Raw genomic sequence first — 18,606 nt, 5'->3', positions numbered from 1 at the left:
TTTAATCAGCTTTATTTTGATCAACTTTTTATTTAAAAAAGAGTGCCTTATGCCCAAGTTTTTGTCATCGCGCCTGATGGCTATGACCGCGCTGACGATCAGTTTGGCGGCGTGTCAATCTGCGCCCACCTCAACAGCAAGCGTTCAATCCTTACCAAAAACTGATGCGCAAACGAGTTCGAAAACAAATACGCAAGCGGACGATTTGGCTTTGGACTTGACCTTGCGCCATGAGTATCAGCTTGACAATGGGTTAAAGTTGATCATAAAAGAAGATCACCGATCGCCTGTGGTGATGACTCAGATTTGGTATCGTGTGGGATCAGCGGATGAGCCGGTGAATAAAGGCGGCATTTCGCATTTACTTGAACATATGATGTTTAAAGGCACTAAAACTGTATCGAGCGCAGATTTTGAGCGCTTGATTGCCAAGTTTGGCGGCGTCAACAATGCCTTTACCAGCTATGATTACACCGGTTATTACGAGCTGTTTCCGGCAAACCGATTGGGGCTTGCCTTAGAGCTTGAAGCAGATCGAATGACGCAGCTGATTTTTGATGAAGCTGAATTTAAAAAAGAGCATCAAGTGGTGATGGAGGAGCGTCGGCAGCGTACCGATGACAACCCGCTTGCAAAAGCCTATGAAGAGTTTCGCCTAAAAGCGCTGCCAAACAGCCCAAAAGGTGAGTCGGTTATAGGTCCCATGAATGAGCTTGAAAGCATCACGCTAAATGAGCTGAAAAACTGGTATAAATCGTGGTACGCGCCCAATAACGCGACCGTTGTGATCGTCGGCGATGTGACTCCAAAAGCGGCGCTGGCAGAAGTTAAGCGCTATTTTGCTGACATCCCTAAACAAACTCTACCAAAGCGTCCAAGCGTTTTGCAGCGCGGCTATCGAAGCTATCAGCAGCTAGAATCTAAGCAAGCGGTTGAAGTTCCCGTACTTTTAATGGGATTTAACGTGCCAAGCTTTATTACCGCTAGCAACAAACCAGAAGCGCTTGCGTTATCGCTTGCTCAAGATGTTTTGGATGGTGGTTTATCAGCGCGACTTGAGCAGCGCTTGGTTCGCGATCAAGGGCTGTTAACATCTATTGGCACCTCTTACGATGTGTTCGATCGCGGTGACGGCTTATTTTTGATCCAAGCCACGCCGCGAGAAGGCATCAGCTTACGCCAAGCTCAAACAGCAATCATGGCAGAGATTAATAAGCTGATTTCTGAGCCTATCCGCCCTGATGAAATCAGCCGCGCCAAAACCAACACGTTAACGTCACTTATTTACGCACAAGACAGCGTTGAAGGTCAAGCGCAAATGATCGGCTCGCTACAATCTATCGGTCTTGACGACACCATTGTTGCGCGCCTGCCAAGTTTGCTTGATCCTATTACCACAGCGGATATTCAAAAAGCGGCGCAAAATTATTTGGTAAAAAATAACTTAACGGTGATGGATATTGTTCCAATGAACAGCGCTTCTGTAATTACAGAAGCGACAAAGCCTTAAGTTTTCAACAACCTTGCCAATAAAAAATAGTAAAACTATCAGAAGGCGGTCATGACAAATTATCACAAAATCAGTCATTCTTTTAAAAAATTTCTGTTACTCGGCTCAATGGCTTTGATCAGCGTCACTGCAATTGCCGAAGATCACGCGGCAAATTCAGCCAATGTTGATAAAGATGCTCCGATAAAAGCGCTCGATATCCTTACCAGTGTAAAAAATGCCGCGCCATTAGCCGTGACCGCGCCAACCATTGAAGCGTTTACCACCCAATCGGGCATCAAAGTCTTGCTCGTTCAGACGCCTGCCCTGCCCATTGTCGATGTGGCGCTAAGATTTAATGCAGGAAGTGCTCGCGATACTGAACTTCGCAAAGACGGCTTTGGCATTTCAGCGATGACCGCCACCATGCTGACTCAGGGCACCAAAAGCTTGGATGAAGATGACTTTACCAAAGCTGCCGAAACTTTGGGAATCGAGCTTGACAGCGCTGCTTATAAAGATATGTTTGTGGTATCCATGCGCAGCTTATCCGATGATGAGCATTTGCTTCAAGGCGCAGCATTAATGGCACAAATGCTCACTGAGCCTACATTTGATAACGCCATTTTAAATCGCAACAAATCAAGACTCTTGGTTGGGCTTAAGCAGCAAAAACAAGATCCGGCATATTTAGCCAGCATAGCATTTAACCAAGCGCTTTATGGCGATCACCCTTACGCACATCCAACGTCAGGGACGCTTGATAGCGTACCGACCATTAAGCAAGCTGATTTAACCAAGTTTTGGCAGCGCTATTTGGTGGCTAACAATGCCTCAATGGCGATCACCGGAAAATTAACGCTTAATGAAGCTAAAGCCCTTGCTGAAACCATCACCAAAAACTTACCCCAAGGTAAAGCGGCAACCAAACTTTCTGAACCCAAACCAATAACCAAATCTCAGCACATCCACATCCCCTTTGACAGCTCCCAAACCACCGTAGTTATGGGACAGCTTGGCAACAAGCGCGCCACCACCGACAGCGAGCAGCAAGCGCAAACCAACTTTACCGTTGGCAATGAAGTGCTGGCAGGGGGTGATTTTAATGCCAGACTGATGACCGAAGTCCGAAAAAATTTGGGCTATACTTATGGCATTTCAGGCGGTATGAGCCCGATGCTCACCCGTGGACCTTATCAAATTAGCTTTTCAACCCGAAACGACAAAGCGTCTGATGCGATTGCTGCAAGCCTAAAGGTCATTGATGACACGTTAAAACATGGTATCAGCCAATCTGAGCTGCAATTGACCAAAGACAGCCTTAAAAACAGCTTCCCGATGAGCTTTTCTAGCAATGCGGCAATCAATGGCACGCTTGGAATGATGAATTTTTACCAGTTGCCAAACGATTATCTTGCCAACTATAGCAAGCGTATTGACAAGGTTAACTTAACCTCAGTCAATCAAAGCTTAAAAAATACCCTCAAACCAGAGGATTTTTTAATTGTCACCGTTGGTAAAAATAATCCTTGGAAAAGTAAAACCGCTGACGAAAAAACCCGTAAAAAGTAGCTATTTTTAAAAGTAGCTATTTTTGAACGCTGATGCTGACATCATAGCGCAGGCGCTCAGGCTTATAAGTAGCGCCATTATAGGACAGCCGAACCACATGCTTATCATAAGAGGTCACATGATACGAACCATTGGCAAAATCATGAAGCTTCGGCACAATAAGTAGCGCCTCAATTCGGCTGTCATTTACCGTCACTGTAAGCGTTTGACCACTTTGCAGGTACAAATAATAATCGCAATAGTCATCGACCATAACCTCAGCACTGCGCTGGATATTTTGACTGCCAACCTCATTTTGAAGCAGCTTTGGGCAAACATCATCATGCTCGGAGGCGCGCTTGGCGTGCGAATTGTTGATGCTGTCCTCAATGGCGGCAATATCATTTTGCCGCTGCGTCTCCTTATCGATTTTGCTGTGGTTTTTGGAGGTTGACGCATTAGGATCACAGGCAATTAACACCAACAGCAAAATGCCAAGTCCTATTGGCAAATGTTTTTTCATAACCATCACTTATGACGTTATCAGTAAGCGAAATTATTTGCTCCTATTAACGTACAATATTTAAAATGAATCATATTATCTCAGTATTAAAACATAATTTTTTAGAATAAGCTTATTTTAAATAAAAATATGTGGGCAATGGTTGGTATTTTAAGAAATATTCAGATTTTTGAAATTAACTAACAATTAATACCGACAAAATGTACTGGTTGAATGCTCAAAGCCCCATTTTCGGTAGCCTTGGGTGTCTAAATGGATTGCCCCTGTGGCATAAAGCCCAAGACCAAAGTCGTAATTCACCCCTTGATATTGCCAAAATTGACAAAGCCCTTCTTGTAAATTGCTCAGCTGCCAAGAATTGCCTTCAAATTCAGGAACCCAAATATCAATCGCTCCTGCGGTTAAATGTTTGCTTCCTGCTGCCCCGCCTGCGCAAGTATTTAGCCCCGGACTGCGATAAACCGAGCGAATCTCAGTGCTTGCAGGCAAAATCCCTTGGCGTTTTAACTCGCTATAAAGTCGTAATGTTGGCACAACATTCGCCCAAAGATATTCAGGCGGCAACTGAAACGGCTCATAGCCGCACTTATCCCAACTTCTTGCCGTCGTCAAAAGCTGACTCATCGGCGGAACATTATAAGCCCCTAATTGTTGGCTTAAATAGCGCTGATAGTTGGCAACCTCTTGAGCGCGGTAGCGATCACGAGCAAGCCAGCTGTTAAAGTCCGCCGTCACCGAGCTGTTATAATAAACCGTTTGGTATTGCTCCTTGCCAAAGCTTGGCTGAGGATAACGGCTGATTGCTGAAGTTGAGGTCGGCTTAACGTTGACGCGTTTATTTTCCTCAATGGAAACGTTGGCTTCCAACTGCTTTTGTTGAATTAGCGCTTGCAAGCTATCTTCACTCATCACCTGCCGCGGTTGGCTCATTACAATCGCATTTGTCGATGCGGCATGAGTCACAGAACCGCTTCGAATTTGAATTCTCGGTGCTGTCTTTTGGGCAGTGCTGTCACTTAAAATCGCAGCTTGAGCCTGCGAACAGCAAACCATGACGCCAAGCCCACCAACCAACGGGGTTAAATAACCATAGAAAGAAGCTTTAGATAACCTATTGGCAAATAAAAAGTTAATTTTAGAAGTACTTGGCTGCCTTCTAAAAGTTTTAGCGCTTTTATTACCGTAAAAAAAATCATCATCTTTTTTTATCATCATTCGTTACTGCTCATAAATTGATAAAAAGATGGTAGCAAATTTTGCAATCGTTAGTAAAAATAACCTTAAGAATTAGGCAAAAGCTTGGCAAAATTAACAATAATGCTGATCATATTTAATAAGACTGAGAGCTTCTTACCAAGCCCTTACTTAAAGGTTACATGAATATAACTAAACGACAACGCTTGAAAACGATTAAAGTTAGCCCTAAATAGAGCTTAGTAAATCGCGATCTACTGTTAAAATCAGGGTTTGAAAGCCATTTGCTATTTGGTTGTTAGAGTTATATTTAGTAAGAAATACTTAACAATATCATCAAAATTTGGAAAAGCCTTTATATTATATACTATTGATATTTATATCTTTATATAAATTTTTACCTATAAATTTACTAAATAACTTGCTTTATTATTAATTAAAACTAACTGATTTTAAAGCTTGTTTTTTACAAAAAAGTGCGTTACTCTCTTTTTACTGTAATCTTAGTACATAAACCGTACAGTTCTACCAATCAATTTTGCAATTAATTATATTCAGGTCAAAGCTCGCTCGTATAGTTAGCAACTAGATTTCAAAGGCACAACTTAATTAACGCTTTTTTACAAACCCAATGAAAAAAGCTATCGAAATTTAAAATAATTAAGCAGTGGTTTTGAAAATAAGGAATTAACAATAACGATATTTTTTTTGAGCTTATTGTCATTAGCCAATCAGAGTTAACCGCTAATGAGGATAATGACATGAAAAAATTAACCACACCTAAACGTTTAGCCCCGCTGCTGTTTTAGCGAGGAGTCAAATCAGAAGCTTTATCTTTTTGATAAGCCAGTATTTGAAAAGTCGGTCTTTAATGCAGTTTTACTGACCACTTTTAAGCCTTTAGGTTCAAGTGACGAGGTATTTATGAAGAAGCGTCTATCTGGATTGATGGCTCTATCAATGTGTTTTATGCTTGGCGCTACTGCTAACGCTGCAGAATCAAGAATCACGTTGAGCGGGTCGCAAGATAACGCCCACATCGACCGAGTTTTAAGTGAGTTGACTCGGCAACACGATAACGCATCAAGCTTAGTAAAATCCGCGCGAAAGCCTACTTCTTTGGCGCTAAACAGCTCTCTTTTGGCAAGTGACACCAGCCAAGTGAGCAACGACTCTGATGTCCTTGAGCGCTTAACAGCTGTGGCATCAACGTCAGTAAGCAAATTTAAACAAACTGGACTTGCCTCTTGGTATGGTCGCCAATTCCACGGTCGCAAAACCGCAAGCGGTGATGTGTTTGATATGAATGGTCTCACCGCCGCTCATCGCTCACTGCCACTGAACTGCTATGTTAAAGTCACCAATAAAGACAACGGTAAAAGCGTGGTTGTTAAGGTTAATGACCGCGGTCCATTCCATGGTAATCGTGTGATGGACTTATCTTACGGCGCTGCCAAACAGCTTGGCATTGCTAGTAAAGGCGTTGGCAATGTTTCTATTGAGCGCGTTTCAGGACCTTAAGTTATCAGGTTATAAAAAATGATAAGTTAAAAAAAGCGCCAAACTTGGGCGCTTTTTTTGTGGTTTAAATAGGTCTTGCTTAGCTTACGTGTCAATGTCAAAGGCGCTTTGAATGGCGTCATCTAATCGATCAACAGCGATGATAGTAATGCCATTAAATGGCGGTGTATTTCGGCTTGGCGCATTGGCTTTTGGGACAATGGCATGAGTAAAGCCGTGTTTGATGGCTTCTTTAAGCCGTTCTTGACCATTAGGAACAGGGCGAATTTCACCTGACAACCCCACTTCCCCAAAGACTGCCAAAGACGACGGCAAGGCTTTTTCTTTGATGCTTGACGCACAAGCCAGCAGCACCGCCAAATCCGAACCCGTCTCTAATACTTTTACGCCGCCCACCACGTTGACATAGACATCTTGACCGCTAGTATGGATGCCGCCGTGACGGTGCATGACCGCAAGCAGCATTGACAGCCGCTGATAATCAAGACCAAGCGCCATTCGTCGCGGCTGAGCTTGCGAGTCATCAACCAACGCCTGAACTTCAACCAAAAGTGGTCTGGTACCTTCACGGCTGACCATCACGATAGAGCCTGCCACAGGCTTGTCATAACGGCTTAAAAAAATCGCTGACGGATTGGCAACTTCTTTGAGTCCCATATCGGTCATGCCAAAAATACCCAGCTCGTTCACCGCGCCAAAGCGATTTTTGACCGCGCGAATCATCCGAAAGCGTGAGTCCGATTGACCTTCAAAATAAAGCACCGTATCCACCATATGCTCAAGAACGCGGGGACCTGCAAGCGTACCTTCTTTGGTCACGTGACCGACCAAAAATAGCGCCGTTCCCGTTTGCTTGGCATAGCGCGTCAGCATCGCTGCGGACTCACGGATTTGGCTGACGCCACCGGGCGCGGATTGAATGGCGTCAGTATAGATGGTTTGAATGGAGTCAATGATGGCAATTGCCGGCTGTTCTTGGGTGAGCGCCGCGCAAATGGTCTCAACATTGGTTTCCGCCAACACGCGCAGCCGATCGGCAGGCAAGTCTAAACGCTTAGCTCGCATTGCCACTTGAGCAAGCGACTCCTCGCCGGTCACATAAAGCGCACTTCCTGCTAACGAATCGGCGCGCGCCATGTTGGTTGCCGTTTGCAGCAAAATAGTTGATTTACCAATGCCCGGATCGCCACCAATCAACACCACCGATCCGGCTACCAAACCGCCGCCCAAAACGCGATCAAACTCACTGATTCCCGTCGGCAATCGGGTATCCAATGTGACGCTGACAGCGTTAAGCGGCATCACCGCGCTTTGAGTTCCTGAGTAGTTTTGCGCGCGGGCAGGAGTTACAGCTTTTGATTTTGCCGTAGATTTATGATGCGGTAAGCTTACGTTTGGCGCCTCAACCAAACAATTCCACTCACCGCAGTCGCTGCACTGCCCTGACCATTTTCCAAAATGCGCCCCGCAGTTTTGGCAAACATAACTGCTTTTATTTTTTGCCATAATTTGAGCCTATTGCTAACTGGCGATAAAACGCCCAAACCTAAAATAGGCTGAGCGATTTTTGAATCGTAATAAAAGATAAACTAAGATGGGGGCGAAAGTGGTAAAAATCCAGCAAAAAATCAGTCAAATCAAAATTTTAGCGACCAAACTACGCCTGAAAATCTTTACCCAAATAAACACTTTTGACCAAGTCATTGTTTAAAATATCGTCAGCAGTGCCCTCAGCAATGATAGCGCCTTCGGAGACAATATAGGCATTTTCACAAATTGCGAGGGTTTCTCGGACATTATGATCGGTGATTAACACGCCAATGCCGCGACTTTTAAGCGTTAAAATGACCTCTTTAATATCACCGACCGAAATCGGGTCAACCCCTGCAAACGGCTCATCAAGCAAAATAAATTTCGGATTGGCAGCAAGCGCTCGGGCAATCTCGCAGCGGCGACGCTCACCGCCGGACACGCTCATGCCAAGCGATTTTCGGACATGATTTAAATGAAACTCGCCAATCAACTTTTCAAGCTCTGCTTTTTGAGCGGCGGCATTTAAGTCATTTCGGGTTTGCAAAATGGCTAAAATGTTGTCTTCAATGCTTAATTTGCGAAAAATGGACGCCTCTTGCGGCAAATAGCCGATTCCGGCGCGCGCCCGCTCATGCATGGCATATTTGGACAAATCCATGGAGCCGAGTGTCACCCGACCTTTATCCATATTAACAAGACCGACAACCATGTAAAAACTGGTCGTTTTTCCCGCGCCATTGGGTCCTAACAGCCCGACCACCTGACCTTGTTCCACTGAAAATGAGACATCTTTGACCACCCAGCGCTTACCATAGCGTTTTCCTAAATGCTGCATTACCAGCTTGGCTTTTGGTGGGGTTGCGCTAGTTGGCGCATTTGGCGGTGTCAATGGCTCGCTCATAGCTTACGGTCTTATTTCAGTTGAAAATGATGGCTAGTAAATGATTGCTTAACCCTAGCGAATACTGCGCTGATTGGTATTGTTGTTAGGCGGGAATACCAATTCAACACGCTGATTGCCCCCTGCGGTTGCTTCAACATCGCCCGCTTTTAAGCTATAGCGAATCACATTTCCGGCAAAGCTTGCGCCATTTTGTACCAATCTGGCATTACCCGTTAAGGTAATAATTCCGGTCACCGCATTATAATCAATGGTGTTTGCTTGACCTTTAGCCAGCCCTTTTTCTTGAGTGACCACTTGCTGCATGGTTGCAGGGCGACCTGTTGCAACCGCTGAATTGATGCTTCGGCTTGGCGACAAATTAACCGTGATGTTATCTGCCGTCAGTTTTAGCGTTCCTTGGGTGATGACCACGCTTCCTGAATAGCTGGTAATTCCCGTGCGCTCGCTATAAGTGGCTTTATCTGCAAGCAATTTGATCGGCTGGTTGGCATCCGACGGCAAAGCGTGGCTAAATATCGGCAAGCTTAAGAGCAAAACGGTCGATAGCGCTTTACTTACCGGCAAAGCGGCTTGAAAATGGCGTTTGGTAGAGCAAGAAAAATAAGATAATGTCATTAATGGCGTCTCAACATAAAATAATCGGCAGCTGAGTGGTTATCATAACAGCAAATCAGCGCGACGGTATTAAAACAAAGCTTTATCTTGGCGTTTAGACGGCGTAAACGTGACCGCAATGTTGCCAAACTCATAATCACCAGTTTCTAAATTTGCCTTCATACTGGCAGCTTCAAAGCGGTTCATCCCCTGCTCCACTTTGACCGGTTGATCACTGAACACTTGGCGCGATTTGGTATTGCCTTTAAGTTCAGCACCGCTCACCTTTATTGGCTCACTGTTTGCTTGCCCTGATTTGTCTTGACTTGTGAGCACAAAGCCGCCGGATAATTTTAAATCGCCAGATTGCTGATTGATAGCAGCAGTTCCCGCTTGAATCTGGTAGCGCTGAGTGGCAGACGGCTCCCAATTCATTGTGATTCCCGACATCTCGTCTTGATTGGTTTTTGGATTGTGCGAGATGGCGTCAGCATTCAGCTCATACTCCGTCTCGCCAGCTTCGTTGGTCTGAACCGCTTTAATATCGGTCGCTTCATAATCCACTTCAGAAGGTTCAATATTCACCGGCGGGGCAATTTCGCCATGTTTGTGAAAAAACCAACCGGCAATCCCAGCAATAACGAGCGCCAAAAAGATTAAAATTCGGGTATTATTCACAAAACCGCATCCTAAATAGGCTCATCAAGGGTAAACTGAGCGATAAAGTCTTGATAATGACCATGACCTTTTAAAATTAAATCGCAAACTTCGCGAACCGCCCCAAAGCCACCTGCTTTGGTGGTCACCATATCGCAGCGCTTGATGACTTCTTGATGGGCGTTTGGTACTGTTGGGGCAAAGCCGACCGACTGCATGGCTTTAATATCTGGCAAATCATCGCCCATATAAGCACAATCTGCAAGGCTCAAATCAAGCGTTGATAGCAGCTCTTTGAGCGCAATAAATTTATCATCACGACCTTGAATGATAAAATCAATGCCAAGCTCAGTCGCGCGCTTTTGTACCATGGGGCTGTCACGACCCGTAATGATCGCCGTTAAAATGCCATATTTTGCCAATGCTTTAATCCCAACGCCATCTTGAACAAAAAAAGCTTTGGTTTCAACCCCATTGGCGTCATAAATAATCTGACCATCTGCCAAAATACCATCAACATCTAAAGCCAATAGCTTGACCTGACCGGCTTTTTTTATCAAATCTTGCATGATTTTTCTCATTATGATTGATCAGTTTAAAATTATTTAAACCCCAAATATAAGGCTTAAGCAACGCCCGCTTTTAATAAATCGTGAACGGTAATAATAGCTTCAAGATGATGGCTATCATCCATAATTAACAGCTGACTGATCGCATTTTCATTCATTAAGCTTAAAGCATCTGAGGCGCGCATGGTTTTATGAATCGCGCGCGGGTTGGTAGTCATGATACTGCTCATGGTTGTGGTCAGCGTCACCCCGCGCTCAAGGCTTCGGCGCAAGTCACCATCGGTAAACACGCCGACCACTTTGTCGTTCTCATCGACCACCACGGTCATCCCAAGCCTGCCATGCGTCATGGTAAATAGCGCGTCATGAAGCGGCGCAGTTTGCAAAACTTTGGGCAACTCCTCAGCGCTTGAATGCATCAAATCTTCAACGCGCGTTAACAGTTTGCGACCAAGCGCCCCTGCCGGATGCGACAAGGCAAAATCCTCAGAGGTAAAATTGCGCGCGTGAACCAAAGCAACTGCTAAGGCATCACCAAGCGCCAGTGTTGCCGTTGTGCTTGACGTTGGCGCAAGGTTAAGCGGGCAAGCCTCTTGCGAATGACCTAAGGTAAGCGCAATATCTGCCGACTTTGGCAACATCCCGCGCTTGTCGCGGCTGATGCTAATCAGCGGAATTTGTAAGCGTTTAATAACCGGAAGTAAGGTTTTGATTTCATCGGACTCGCCGGAGTTTGAAATCGCAAGCAGAACGTCGCCTTGAACAAGCATCCCTAAATCACCGTGACCCGCTTCCCCCGGATGCATAAAGAACGATGGCGTTCCTGTTGACGCAAACGTTGCCGCAATTTTGCGACCGACCAGCCCTGATTTTCCCATTCCGGTGACCACCACCCGACCTTGGCACGCCAAGATAATGTCACAAGCCGTAGCAAAACGCTCATCAATTTGCTCAACAACCAAGTCAAGGGCAAGCTTTTCCGTATGAATCGCGTCAACAGCTGCTGTGATGAATTGCTCAGCACTCATTGCATTTAAGGTTTTTTTGGGAAGTTCTTGGGCTAAAGTCATTACTTAGGCTCGCTGCTTTTATTTTAATGTCAAAAGTTATCAAAGGATAAATTGATATGACTTTTAAAAAATCAATATTTGAATCATCACTTTATTTTTTTATAAAAAAAACCCACTTATCAGCAGGTTTCCTATCTTAATTGTTAACGAATACCCCTGATATCAAGCCTGCTTCACATCAGTTGTTGTTATTGTTATCAAAGTTGTTGTCAAAATCTGAATTGCCGCCGTTATCAAAGCCAGAGTTTTCTGAATTTTCAAAGCCGCGATCATTGTTGCCAAAGCCGCCACGATCAAAGCTGCGATCGCTACCAAAGCCGCCGCGATCAAACCCGCGATCATTACTGCCAAAGCCGCTACGGTTAAAGCCGCTACGATTAGAGGTGAAGCTGCGGTCTTCAAATCCTGAAGAGCGATTGTCAAAGCCGCCGCCCATACCGCCTTGATAGCCGCCGCTGATCCCTTGTGAAGACATGCCACCTGTTGGCTGACCACTACCACGCGGATTGCGAGCTGGCACTACCGTTGAGATGGCGTGCTTATACACCATTTGGCTGACAGTATTTTTAAGAAGAACAACGTACTGATCAAACGATTCGATCTGACCTTGAAGCTTAATACCGTTGACTAAAAAAATTGATACGGGGATGCGATCTTTTCGAAGAGAATTCAAAAAGGGGTCTTGTAATGTTTGTCCTTTTGACATGGGAGCGCTCCTAAATAAAATATCGTTATAGTTAAAGGTTCGTTATTATAATAATATCGCAATTATAATGCCTAGCAGTTTAAAAACGTCGTCGGATTAAAAAAAGCAAGAAGTTTACTGCAATTTCTTAAAAACGATAACGGTCGTATCTTACTGCCTTATTATTGTAAATCATTGACTAACTGCTTGTTTCTATAGTTATTATTAAAAGTAATCGCTAACGTAAATTACAGCTTTTCAATATTTACTCTCATAATATCGTGACCTAGCCCTATAAACACAATGTAAGTTTATGGTCATTATTGTTATTATTTCTTAAGTTAACCTTCCTCAAATTAACACAAATAAGATTTTGTCAATGCCATATCTTCAAATGATTGAATCTTGACCGTTTTTGGTGACAACGACGGCTTAGAATCAAGATTTTGCAATTTTGCCAGCTTTCGCAGCCAAGTGAACTGCCGTTTTGCCAATTGTCTTGTCGCATATAATGCCTTATTTTGCATTTGATGACAAGCAACGGCGTTTTGAAGGTCTTTTTCGGACAATAACGCTTGATTTTTTTGAAAAAGTTTTGAATGATTTTTTTTCAAATCAAAATCTAAATTTTGGTCATCAAAGGCTTGATAAAATAGCGTTTTGTCCAAATGTGGCAACTCAAGAACCGGATGATGAATAGCAACTAAATATTCAAGGACTTGCCGATAACCGACCGCTCGCATCGACGGCATGTTTGGGGTTAGCGGATAGCGCTCAAGCAGCCTTATGACCTCATCAATCAAGCCATCTTGCCACATGATATCAAGACGCAGTTGAATGCGATCATGAAGCCAAGCGCGGTCAGGAAAAATCCCTAACGCATGCCAATCCTGATCGGGGTTTTGCGACAAGGCAGATTTGGGCATCTCTTGCCAATTGCTTATTGGCGTTTTGGTTTGTAAATAAACTTCAACGGCACGGGTGATTCGCTGAGTGTCGTTTGGTTTGAGCCGTTGATGCGTGAAGGGGTCAACCTGTGCTAAATAGTCGTAAAGCGCGCCGATGCCCTCAACCTGCCGCCAAGCTTCGACATGGTTGCGAACTGCATCATCGCTATCTGGAACGGCAGAAATGCCATCAATCAGCGCCATAAAATACATCATGGTACCGCCAACCAATAGCGGGATTTTGCCATTTTGGTGAATTTGATCAATCAAAACGCCGACATCTTGAACAAATTGCGCAACGCTGTAGCTTTGGGTCGGGTCAATGATATCAACCAAATGATGCGGATAGCGCTCAAGCTCGACCTTGGTTGGTTTTGCCGTACCAATATCCATATCTTGATAAATGAGCGCGGAATCTACCGAAATCAGCTCAAATCTGCCAGTATCAAAAAGCTCATAAGCCAGCGCCGTTTTGCCGCTTGCGGTTGGCGCCATCAAACAAACCACGCTATGATCATTAAGGCTGCTGTTATTAAGACGGCTAGGCAAGGTTTTATTCATGAGGCTCAATTGATTTATTTAGTTAAAAGTGGCGCAGTTAGCATTAAATTGATTAATTCATCTGCTGTCAAAATTACGAATGCTTGATTTAATAAATTTTCGGTTAACGCTTGCAAATTTTCTTGGCAAAATTTTTGATTAATCTCATTTAAACTATATTGATGTTCAGCAAAAATTTGTTTGTCTTTAACGCTCATTAATAAAAATTGCTCGCCGGCTTGAATCAGCAGCCATGGCAGCGGTGCGGTAACTTTTATGCTATCAATATTCTTAGGTAAAGTTTGAATGATCGCTAAACATTTCGGTACGGTTAAATTTTGAGTAATCTTACTAGGATGATTTTCAACATGGTCAGACAACGGTTTTGAATTTTCAGGATTGACTTGATACGATTGCTTTGGTGCTTGAACTTGGCGCGAATTTGTAGCCATGGGCAAAACTCGGCGATCATAAGTTTGATAATTGGTTGCCGTTTTATGGTTACCCAAACTTTTAGAATTAACTGGATAACTTTGCTCAGAATGATTAGCTTCTTGAACCTGAATTGGCTTTAAAATCAGCTCAACATTATGCCGTAAATGCGCCAAAATATTGGCAAGCGGGCTGATTTTGATACGCTGCTTTGCCGGATGAACGTTGATATTTATCCAGTCATTTGGCAAGGTAAAATACAGCGCAAATCCCAATCCTGAGGGCAACAAACGCTGAGCAATTTTTTGCAGCTCACTACTAATCACTTGATCTTTAATCAAGCGACCGTTGACATAAATCAGCTTCGGCATCGTTTCATTTGAGGGCTGCGGCAACAACCAACCTTCAATACTGGCGTTACTGTCATGATTTGACAAAGTATGCTGACTACTATTCATAGCACTTTGGATTAAATGCGATAGATCCACAAAAATCGGTTTGGCGATCGACTCAAGATTAACGCTAAGGGCTTGCTCAAGTCGCGATAACGGCAATTTTTGGCAATTTTCACCGACCGCAGGTAAACTTAACCGCAGCTTTTGATCATGAGTGAGCGTTAACTGAACATCGGCTGCCACAAGTGCCACATCGCGAACAATGGCTTCAATATAAGAAAACTCAGTGACAATCGATTTTAAATTGCCGCGACGCGCAGGAACGTTAAAATATAAGTCTTTAACAATAACGCAAGTGCCCTTTGGATGAACGATCGGCGTTAAAGTTGGTGAGTCACTTAGCACCCCTGCCACGCTGATTTTGCGACCAACACCGCTGTTATCTGCCGAGCTTATTAACTCAAGCCTTGATACCGCAGCGATTGCTGCTAGAGCTTCCCCGCGAAAGCCTAGCGTATTTATGCCTTGCAAGTTAGCAACGTCCGCAACTTTACTGGTCGCGTGGCGAGTAATTGCCATCGCCATGTCATCCGGTAAAATTCCTGATCCATTGTCCGCGACCGAAATCTGCCCCATGCCGCCTTGGGTAATGCTAACCTCAATCTTGGTCGCGCCCGCATCAATGGCGTTTTCAAGCAGCTCTTTGACCACAGCAGCAGGTCGCGTGACGACCTCGCCCGCGGCTAATTGGTTAATCAGCAGCGGGGAGAGTTTTTTAATTCGAGGCTGACTTTGAGAAGAATGTTCAAAATTTGGCATCAGTTAAAATAACAACATTTAATCGTTCAGTTCTTAATCATTTAGCGCCGTCAAATTAAAGCCAAATGCTTGACCAACTTTGGACAATCGCAAGAGCGCTTGACGCGATTCTTTATTTGCTAAATTGTCGCCTTTAATGAGATCGATAAATAATACCGGCGGCGGCAAATAGTTATCAGCGCGGCTTGCCCATTCAATGATAATTAGCGCGTTTGACTCATCAAGATACTCCTCAAAGCCGATAAAAGACAACTCCTCAGGATCTTGCAAGCGGTACAAATCGGCATGATAAACCGGCAATTTTGAGCCGTCACTTTGCTTAATTTGGTACGGCTCAACCAAAGTATAAGTTGGGCTTTTAATCGCGCCTTGATGACCCAAAGCTTGCAGCCAATAGCGCGTTAAGGTGGTTTTTCCTGCGCCCAAATCGCCAGACAGCCAAACGCTGCCTTCAAGTCCCATGACGGCTAACTTTTCGGCTAAACGTTTGGTATCCGCTTCAGAGTTTAGCGTTATGGCTTGAAAATTGGCGCTGTTGGCAATATTGTCGTTATTTGCCATCAAGCTCACCTTTTTTATCAACAGCAACTTGAATGCTAACGGTTGGGTTAACGAAGCGCTCGCCATTGATCAATTTTTGGTAAAGCTCGGGGTCGCCCCATTCGGCGCAAACTTGCGGGCTAAATTCAAAATCTTCTAAATTAAGCTTTCCCATTTGCGCATTATCCACGTCCTCATTAAAGCACTGAGCGTAGCCGGTCGCCGTTTCGTGAGCGATGACCGAGTAAACTTTAACGTCTGCCTCGCCGTTTTGCATTTGCGTTTGCTTTAAAATCTCACGCGCCCAAAAAAAGATAACTCGGGAAAACTGCTCAGCTGACGGCGATACCGGCAGCGAAATCCAGCGCGCGCTAAATTTTTTGCAAGCGGCAATATATTCAGGATCGTCTTGATTCCAAAAGCAAATGGCATGGTCAAAGCTGTCAATCAAATCTTTAATTGAGGATTTAAGCAAGCCAAAGTCATAAACCATCTGACCGTGGTCTAAGCGGTTCGCCTCTAAAATCAGCTCAATTTGATAGCTGTGACCATGAATGGAATGCTTGCAGCGCTCAGAGCTACAGTTGCGGACGATATGGGCGTTTTCAAATTTAAAAAGTTTTCGTATTCGCATAATAAGTTAGCTTAAAAAGTAGGCGCTGAAACATCGCAACAAGATTAAAGTTTCAGCCAATTGCTCATTATAGCAAATCAAAGGCGCTTCGTAAGCAAGTAGTTATGACCGCTATTGTTAAGAAGCTCGCGGCGCTAGCATAATGATTGCCATACCAAGCAGCGCTACCCCTGCACCGATGATGTCCCAAGGCGTTGGACGAATGCCATCGATCGCCCAAAGCCAAAATATCGCCATCGCTACATAAACGCCGCCATAAGCCGCGTAAACCCTGCCTGCTGCCGCCGGATGCAGGGTCAACAGCCAAACAAACGCCATCAAGCTAACTCCTGCCGGAATTAGCAGCCAAACCGATTTGCCCTCTTTTAGCCAAAGATATGGCAAATAACAACCAATAATTTCGGCGAGTGCCGTTAACGCAAACAGCGCCAGCGTTTTTAGTCCTAGCAACACTTTGCTCCTAAACGCAAATGGTTCCGGTCAAATACTGAACGGCATGACCAAAAATAAACACACGATCACCAACTACAGTGCAATCAAGTATCCCGCCGCGAGATGACGCTTGATACGCAACTAAGTTATTTTTCCCAAGGCGATTTGCCCAAAATGGCGCAAGTCCAGTATGAATCGATCCCGTGACCGCATCCTCATCACCGCCATTGGCAGGCCAGAAATAGCGGGATATAAAATCGTAACGGTTTGATTTATCAGCATCGGCTGATTCGGCTTGACAGGTGACCACGACATCACGAGGCGCAAGTGCTTTTAGCTGCTCATTGTCACGAAGTACAGCTATCACATCCGCTTCATTATCATAAATGACAAAATAAGCTTGTTTATTGCAATAAACCTCAACGGGAGCGATCGACAATCCTGCCAAAAGTTCTGCCGGAATATCATCGACTTTTTCAGGACAAGTATTGGGAAAATCCATTTGAATTTTACCATTGTCAAGCCGCACAATAGTCAACGCGCCAACGGCTTTAGCAATAAATTTTATGTTAGCTAACTCAGGATTTTTATTAAATAAAACAAAAGCGGAGGCTAAGTTTGCGTGACCACAAAAATCAATCTCAGTGAGCGGTGAAAACCAGCGAATGTGGTAAGTATTTTTCTCACCTGACCCATCTTTAACCAAAAAGGCGGTTTCCGACAAATTATTTTCCAAAGCTATGGACTGCATCAGCTCATCACTTAGCCAATCCTCCGTAATGATGACCGCCGCCGGATTGCCTTTAAAAACGGTATCGGTAAAAGCATCTATAACATCTATTGCAAGCTGCATAGTTATTTTCTCAATTATTCTTGGTTATCCGTTAAATTTATTAGGCTTGCCAACTCTGACTCATTATAACTATTTTTAAGGAGTTCGGTTGCGCTGAAACGCAAGGCGATTTATTTATTGTGTTTTAAAAGCCAACTAAATTTACTTATGAAATGATTTAAAAAACAGATAAGTTGAGAGATTTTACGAGAGCGCCTACAATAGCGGCGGCAAATGCTCCGGCAAACTTAAAAAAAGAAGAAGCAATAATTTACGGTGATTAGGACACTATGAAACAACTGGCAATGCTCATATTTGTGGTGATGGGCGGCATGGCGCTGGCACTTGAGGCGGCGATTTTAGGACCGCTTGGTGAGCGCATCGGTAAGCTGTCGGCATCGCTATCGATTTTTTTGATTGGTATCTTGGTGTTCAGTATTGCCATGGTTATTCAGCGGCGAAGTTATATTTTAAAGCTGGCTCAACTGCCGCCGTGGCTGCTCTCAGGCGGCTTGGTTGGGTTTGCTTACACCATTGTTCTGGTGGTGGCGACGCCGCTTGTGGGCGTTGGCGCAACGATGGTTGGGATTTTATGCGGTCAAATTACCGCAAGCCTTGCCATTGACCACTTTGGCATTTTGGGAACCAAAAAACGCAAAGTCGACAGCTACCGAATTATTGCGCTTGGGCTAATTTTGGCGGCGCTTGGGCTGATTTATTAGCAACTGCTTTTAAGGATAATGTT

General features: G+C 44.3%; 19 protein-coding genes. 4 read left to right on the top strand and 15 right to left on the bottom strand.

The window, feature by feature from the left end; genetic code table 11:
* Positions 1–49 precede the first annotated feature (49 nt).
* Together HF322_RS00780 and HF322_RS00775 are read left to right on the top strand one after the other, a co-directional pair.
* Positions 50–1,510, top strand: a complete 1,461-nt coding sequence (locus tag HF322_RS00780) for a pitrilysin family protein (RefSeq protein WP_169391490.1) — start codon at positions 50–52, stop codon at positions 1,508–1,510.
* A 51-nt stretch (positions 1,511–1,561) separates the two neighbouring features.
* A complete protein-coding gene (locus HF322_RS00775) occupies positions 1,562–3,061 on the top strand; it encodes a pitrilysin family protein (protein ID WP_169391489.1) in 1,500 nt (499 codons plus the stop codon).
* Positions 3,062–3,077: 16 nt separating this feature from the next.
* Here HF322_RS00775 and HF322_RS00770 read toward each other — a convergent pair whose 3' ends face one another.
* Both HF322_RS00770 and HF322_RS00765 read right to left on the bottom strand, forming a co-directional pair.
* Positions 3,078–3,563, bottom strand: coding sequence for a hypothetical protein (locus tag HF322_RS00770; RefSeq protein WP_169391488.1), 486 nt, complete (start codon positions 3,561–3,563; stop codon positions 3,078–3,080).
* A gap of 186 nt (positions 3,564–3,749) precedes the next feature.
* Complete coding sequence (locus tag HF322_RS00765; RefSeq protein WP_375138515.1) at positions 3,750–4,472, bottom strand: D-Ala-D-Ala carboxypeptidase family metallohydrolase; 723 nt, start codon at positions 4,470–4,472, stop codon at positions 3,750–3,752.
* Positions 4,473–5,705: 1,233 nt separating this feature from the next.
* Here HF322_RS00765 and HF322_RS00760 point away from each other — a divergent pair.
* On the top strand, positions 5,706–6,278 hold the full coding sequence (locus HF322_RS00760; protein ID WP_219848151.1) for a septal ring lytic transglycosylase RlpA family protein: 573 nt from the start codon (positions 5,706–5,708) through the stop codon (positions 6,276–6,278).
* An 84-nt stretch (positions 6,279–6,362) separates the two neighbouring features.
* On the opposite strand, the gene radA is transcribed toward HF322_RS00760, so the two are convergent.
* The 13 genes from radA to HF322_RS00695 form a co-directional block, all read right to left on the bottom strand.
* A complete protein-coding gene (gene radA / locus HF322_RS00755) occupies positions 6,363–7,784 on the bottom strand; it encodes a DNA repair protein RadA (RefSeq protein ID WP_169391485.1) in 1,422 nt (473 codons plus the stop codon).
* Positions 7,785–7,935: 151 nt separating this feature from the next.
* Positions 7,936–8,712: an LPS export ABC transporter ATP-binding protein gene (gene lptB / locus HF322_RS00750; RefSeq protein WP_375138513.1), complete on the bottom strand. Its 777-nt coding sequence runs from the start codon at positions 8,710–8,712 to the stop codon at positions 7,936–7,938.
* A gap of 54 nt (positions 8,713–8,766) precedes the next feature.
* Complete coding sequence (lptA, locus tag HF322_RS00745; RefSeq protein ID WP_169391484.1) at positions 8,767–9,330, bottom strand: lipopolysaccharide transport periplasmic protein LptA; 564 nt, start codon at positions 9,328–9,330, stop codon at positions 8,767–8,769.
* Between the two features lie 69 nt (positions 9,331–9,399).
* On the bottom strand, positions 9,400–9,987 hold the full coding sequence (lptC, locus tag HF322_RS00740) for an LPS export ABC transporter periplasmic protein LptC (protein WP_169391483.1): 588 nt from the start codon (positions 9,985–9,987) through the stop codon (positions 9,400–9,402).
* Between the two features lie 11 nt (positions 9,988–9,998).
* Positions 9,999–10,535, bottom strand: coding sequence for an HAD family hydrolase (locus HF322_RS00735; protein WP_169391482.1), 537 nt, complete (start codon positions 10,533–10,535; stop codon positions 9,999–10,001).
* 56 nt (positions 10,536–10,591) lie between these two features.
* Positions 10,592–11,605 (bottom strand): SIS domain-containing protein, encoded by a 1,014-nt coding sequence (locus HF322_RS00730; RefSeq protein WP_169391481.1) that lies wholly within the window; start codon positions 11,603–11,605, stop codon positions 10,592–10,594.
* Between the two features lie 178 nt (positions 11,606–11,783).
* Positions 11,784–12,311, bottom strand: a complete 528-nt coding sequence (hfq, locus tag HF322_RS00725; RefSeq protein WP_169391480.1) for an RNA chaperone Hfq — start codon at positions 12,309–12,311, stop codon at positions 11,784–11,786.
* 335 nt (positions 12,312–12,646) lie between these two features.
* On the bottom strand, positions 12,647–13,798 hold the full coding sequence (miaA, locus tag HF322_RS00720) for a tRNA (adenosine(37)-N6)-dimethylallyltransferase MiaA (RefSeq protein ID WP_169391479.1): 1,152 nt from the start codon (positions 13,796–13,798) through the stop codon (positions 12,647–12,649).
* A 14-nt stretch (positions 13,799–13,812) separates the two neighbouring features.
* Positions 13,813–15,423, bottom strand: coding sequence for a DNA mismatch repair endonuclease MutL (mutL, locus tag HF322_RS00715; protein WP_169391478.1), 1,611 nt, complete (start codon positions 15,421–15,423; stop codon positions 13,813–13,815).
* A gap of 33 nt (positions 15,424–15,456) precedes the next feature.
* Complete coding sequence (gene tsaE / locus HF322_RS00710) at positions 15,457–15,984, bottom strand: tRNA (adenosine(37)-N6)-threonylcarbamoyltransferase complex ATPase subunit type 1 TsaE (RefSeq protein WP_169391477.1); 528 nt, start codon at positions 15,982–15,984, stop codon at positions 15,457–15,459.
* Positions 15,974–16,597, bottom strand: coding sequence for a 6-carboxytetrahydropterin synthase (locus HF322_RS00705; RefSeq protein WP_169391476.1), 624 nt, complete (start codon positions 16,595–16,597; stop codon positions 15,974–15,976). The genes tsaE and HF322_RS00705 overlap by 11 nt, the downstream gene beginning before the upstream one ends.
* Positions 16,598–16,714: 117 nt before the next feature.
* A complete protein-coding gene (locus HF322_RS00700; protein WP_169391475.1) occupies positions 16,715–17,047 on the bottom strand; it encodes a YnfA family protein in 333 nt (110 codons plus the stop codon).
* A gap of 10 nt (positions 17,048–17,057) precedes the next feature.
* On the bottom strand, positions 17,058–17,882 hold the full coding sequence (locus tag HF322_RS00695) for a PhzF family phenazine biosynthesis protein (protein WP_169391474.1): 825 nt from the start codon (positions 17,880–17,882) through the stop codon (positions 17,058–17,060).
* A 269-nt stretch (positions 17,883–18,151) separates the two neighbouring features.
* On the opposite strand from HF322_RS00695, the gene HF322_RS00690 reads away from it, so the two are divergent.
* Complete coding sequence (locus tag HF322_RS00690) at positions 18,152–18,583, top strand: DMT family transporter (RefSeq protein WP_169391473.1); 432 nt, start codon at positions 18,152–18,154, stop codon at positions 18,581–18,583.
* Positions 18,584–18,606: the final 23 nt, after the last annotated feature.

The sequence above is a fragment of the Psychrobacter sp. MF31 genome, assembly GCF_012847335.1.
Taxonomy (GTDB): domain Bacteria; phylum Pseudomonadota; class Gammaproteobacteria; order Pseudomonadales; family Moraxellaceae; genus Psychrobacter.
Note: the sequence above shows the minus strand (reverse complement) of the source record. Positions and strands in the feature narration are given on the sequence as shown.

Bases quoted from the DNA above. Each gene is read 5' to 3' on its own strand.
- radA (WP_169391485.1), bottom strand. From the start codon at position 7,784: ATGGCAAAAAATAAAAGCAGTTATGTTTGCCAAAACTGCGGGGCGCAT.
- lptA (WP_169391484.1), bottom strand. From the start codon at position 9,330: ATGACATTATCTTATTTTTCTTGCTCTACCAAACGCCATTTTCAAGCC.
- HF322_RS00730 (WP_169391481.1), bottom strand. From the start codon at position 11,605: ATGACTTTAGCCCAAGAACTTCCCAAAAAAACCTTAAATGCAATGAGT.
- HF322_RS00705 (WP_169391476.1), bottom strand. From the start codon at position 16,597: ATGCGAATACGAAAACTTTTTAAATTTGAAAACGCCCATATCGTCCGC.
- HF322_RS00735 (WP_169391482.1), bottom strand. From the start codon at position 10,535: ATGCAAGATTTGATAAAAAAAGCCGGTCAGGTCAAGCTATTGGCTTTA.
- HF322_RS00780 (WP_169391490.1), top strand. From the start codon at position 50: ATGCCCAAGTTTTTGTCATCGCGCCTGATGGCTATGACCGCGCTGACG.
- hfq (WP_169391480.1), bottom strand. From the start codon at position 12,311: ATGTCAAAAGGACAAACATTACAAGACCCCTTTTTGAATTCTCTTCGA.
- mutL (WP_169391478.1), bottom strand. From the start codon at position 15,423: ATGCCAAATTTTGAACATTCTTCTCAAAGTCAGCCTCGAATTAAAAAA.
- HF322_RS00760 (WP_219848151.1), top strand. From the start codon at position 5,706: ATGGCTCTATCAATGTGTTTTATGCTTGGCGCTACTGCTAACGCTGCA.
- HF322_RS00690 (WP_169391473.1), top strand. From the start codon at position 18,152: ATGAAACAACTGGCAATGCTCATATTTGTGGTGATGGGCGGCATGGCG.
- HF322_RS00775 (WP_169391489.1), top strand. From the start codon at position 1,562: ATGACAAATTATCACAAAATCAGTCATTCTTTTAAAAAATTTCTGTTA.
- HF322_RS00765 (WP_375138515.1), bottom strand. From the start codon at position 4,472: ATGAGTGAAGATAGCTTGCAAGCGCTAATTCAACAAAAGCAGTTGGAA.
- lptB (WP_375138513.1), bottom strand. From the start codon at position 8,712: ATGAGCGAGCCATTGACACCGCCAAATGCGCCAACTAGCGCAACCCCA.
- miaA (WP_169391479.1), bottom strand. From the start codon at position 13,798: ATGAATAAAACCTTGCCTAGCCGTCTTAATAACAGCAGCCTTAATGAT.
- HF322_RS00770 (WP_169391488.1), bottom strand. From the start codon at position 3,563: ATGAAAAAACATTTGCCAATAGGACTTGGCATTTTGCTGTTGGTGTTA.
- tsaE (WP_169391477.1), bottom strand. From the start codon at position 15,984: ATGGCAAATAACGACAATATTGCCAACAGCGCCAATTTTCAAGCCATA.
- HF322_RS00695 (WP_169391474.1), bottom strand. From the start codon at position 17,882: ATGCAGCTTGCAATAGATGTTATAGATGCTTTTACCGATACCGTTTTT.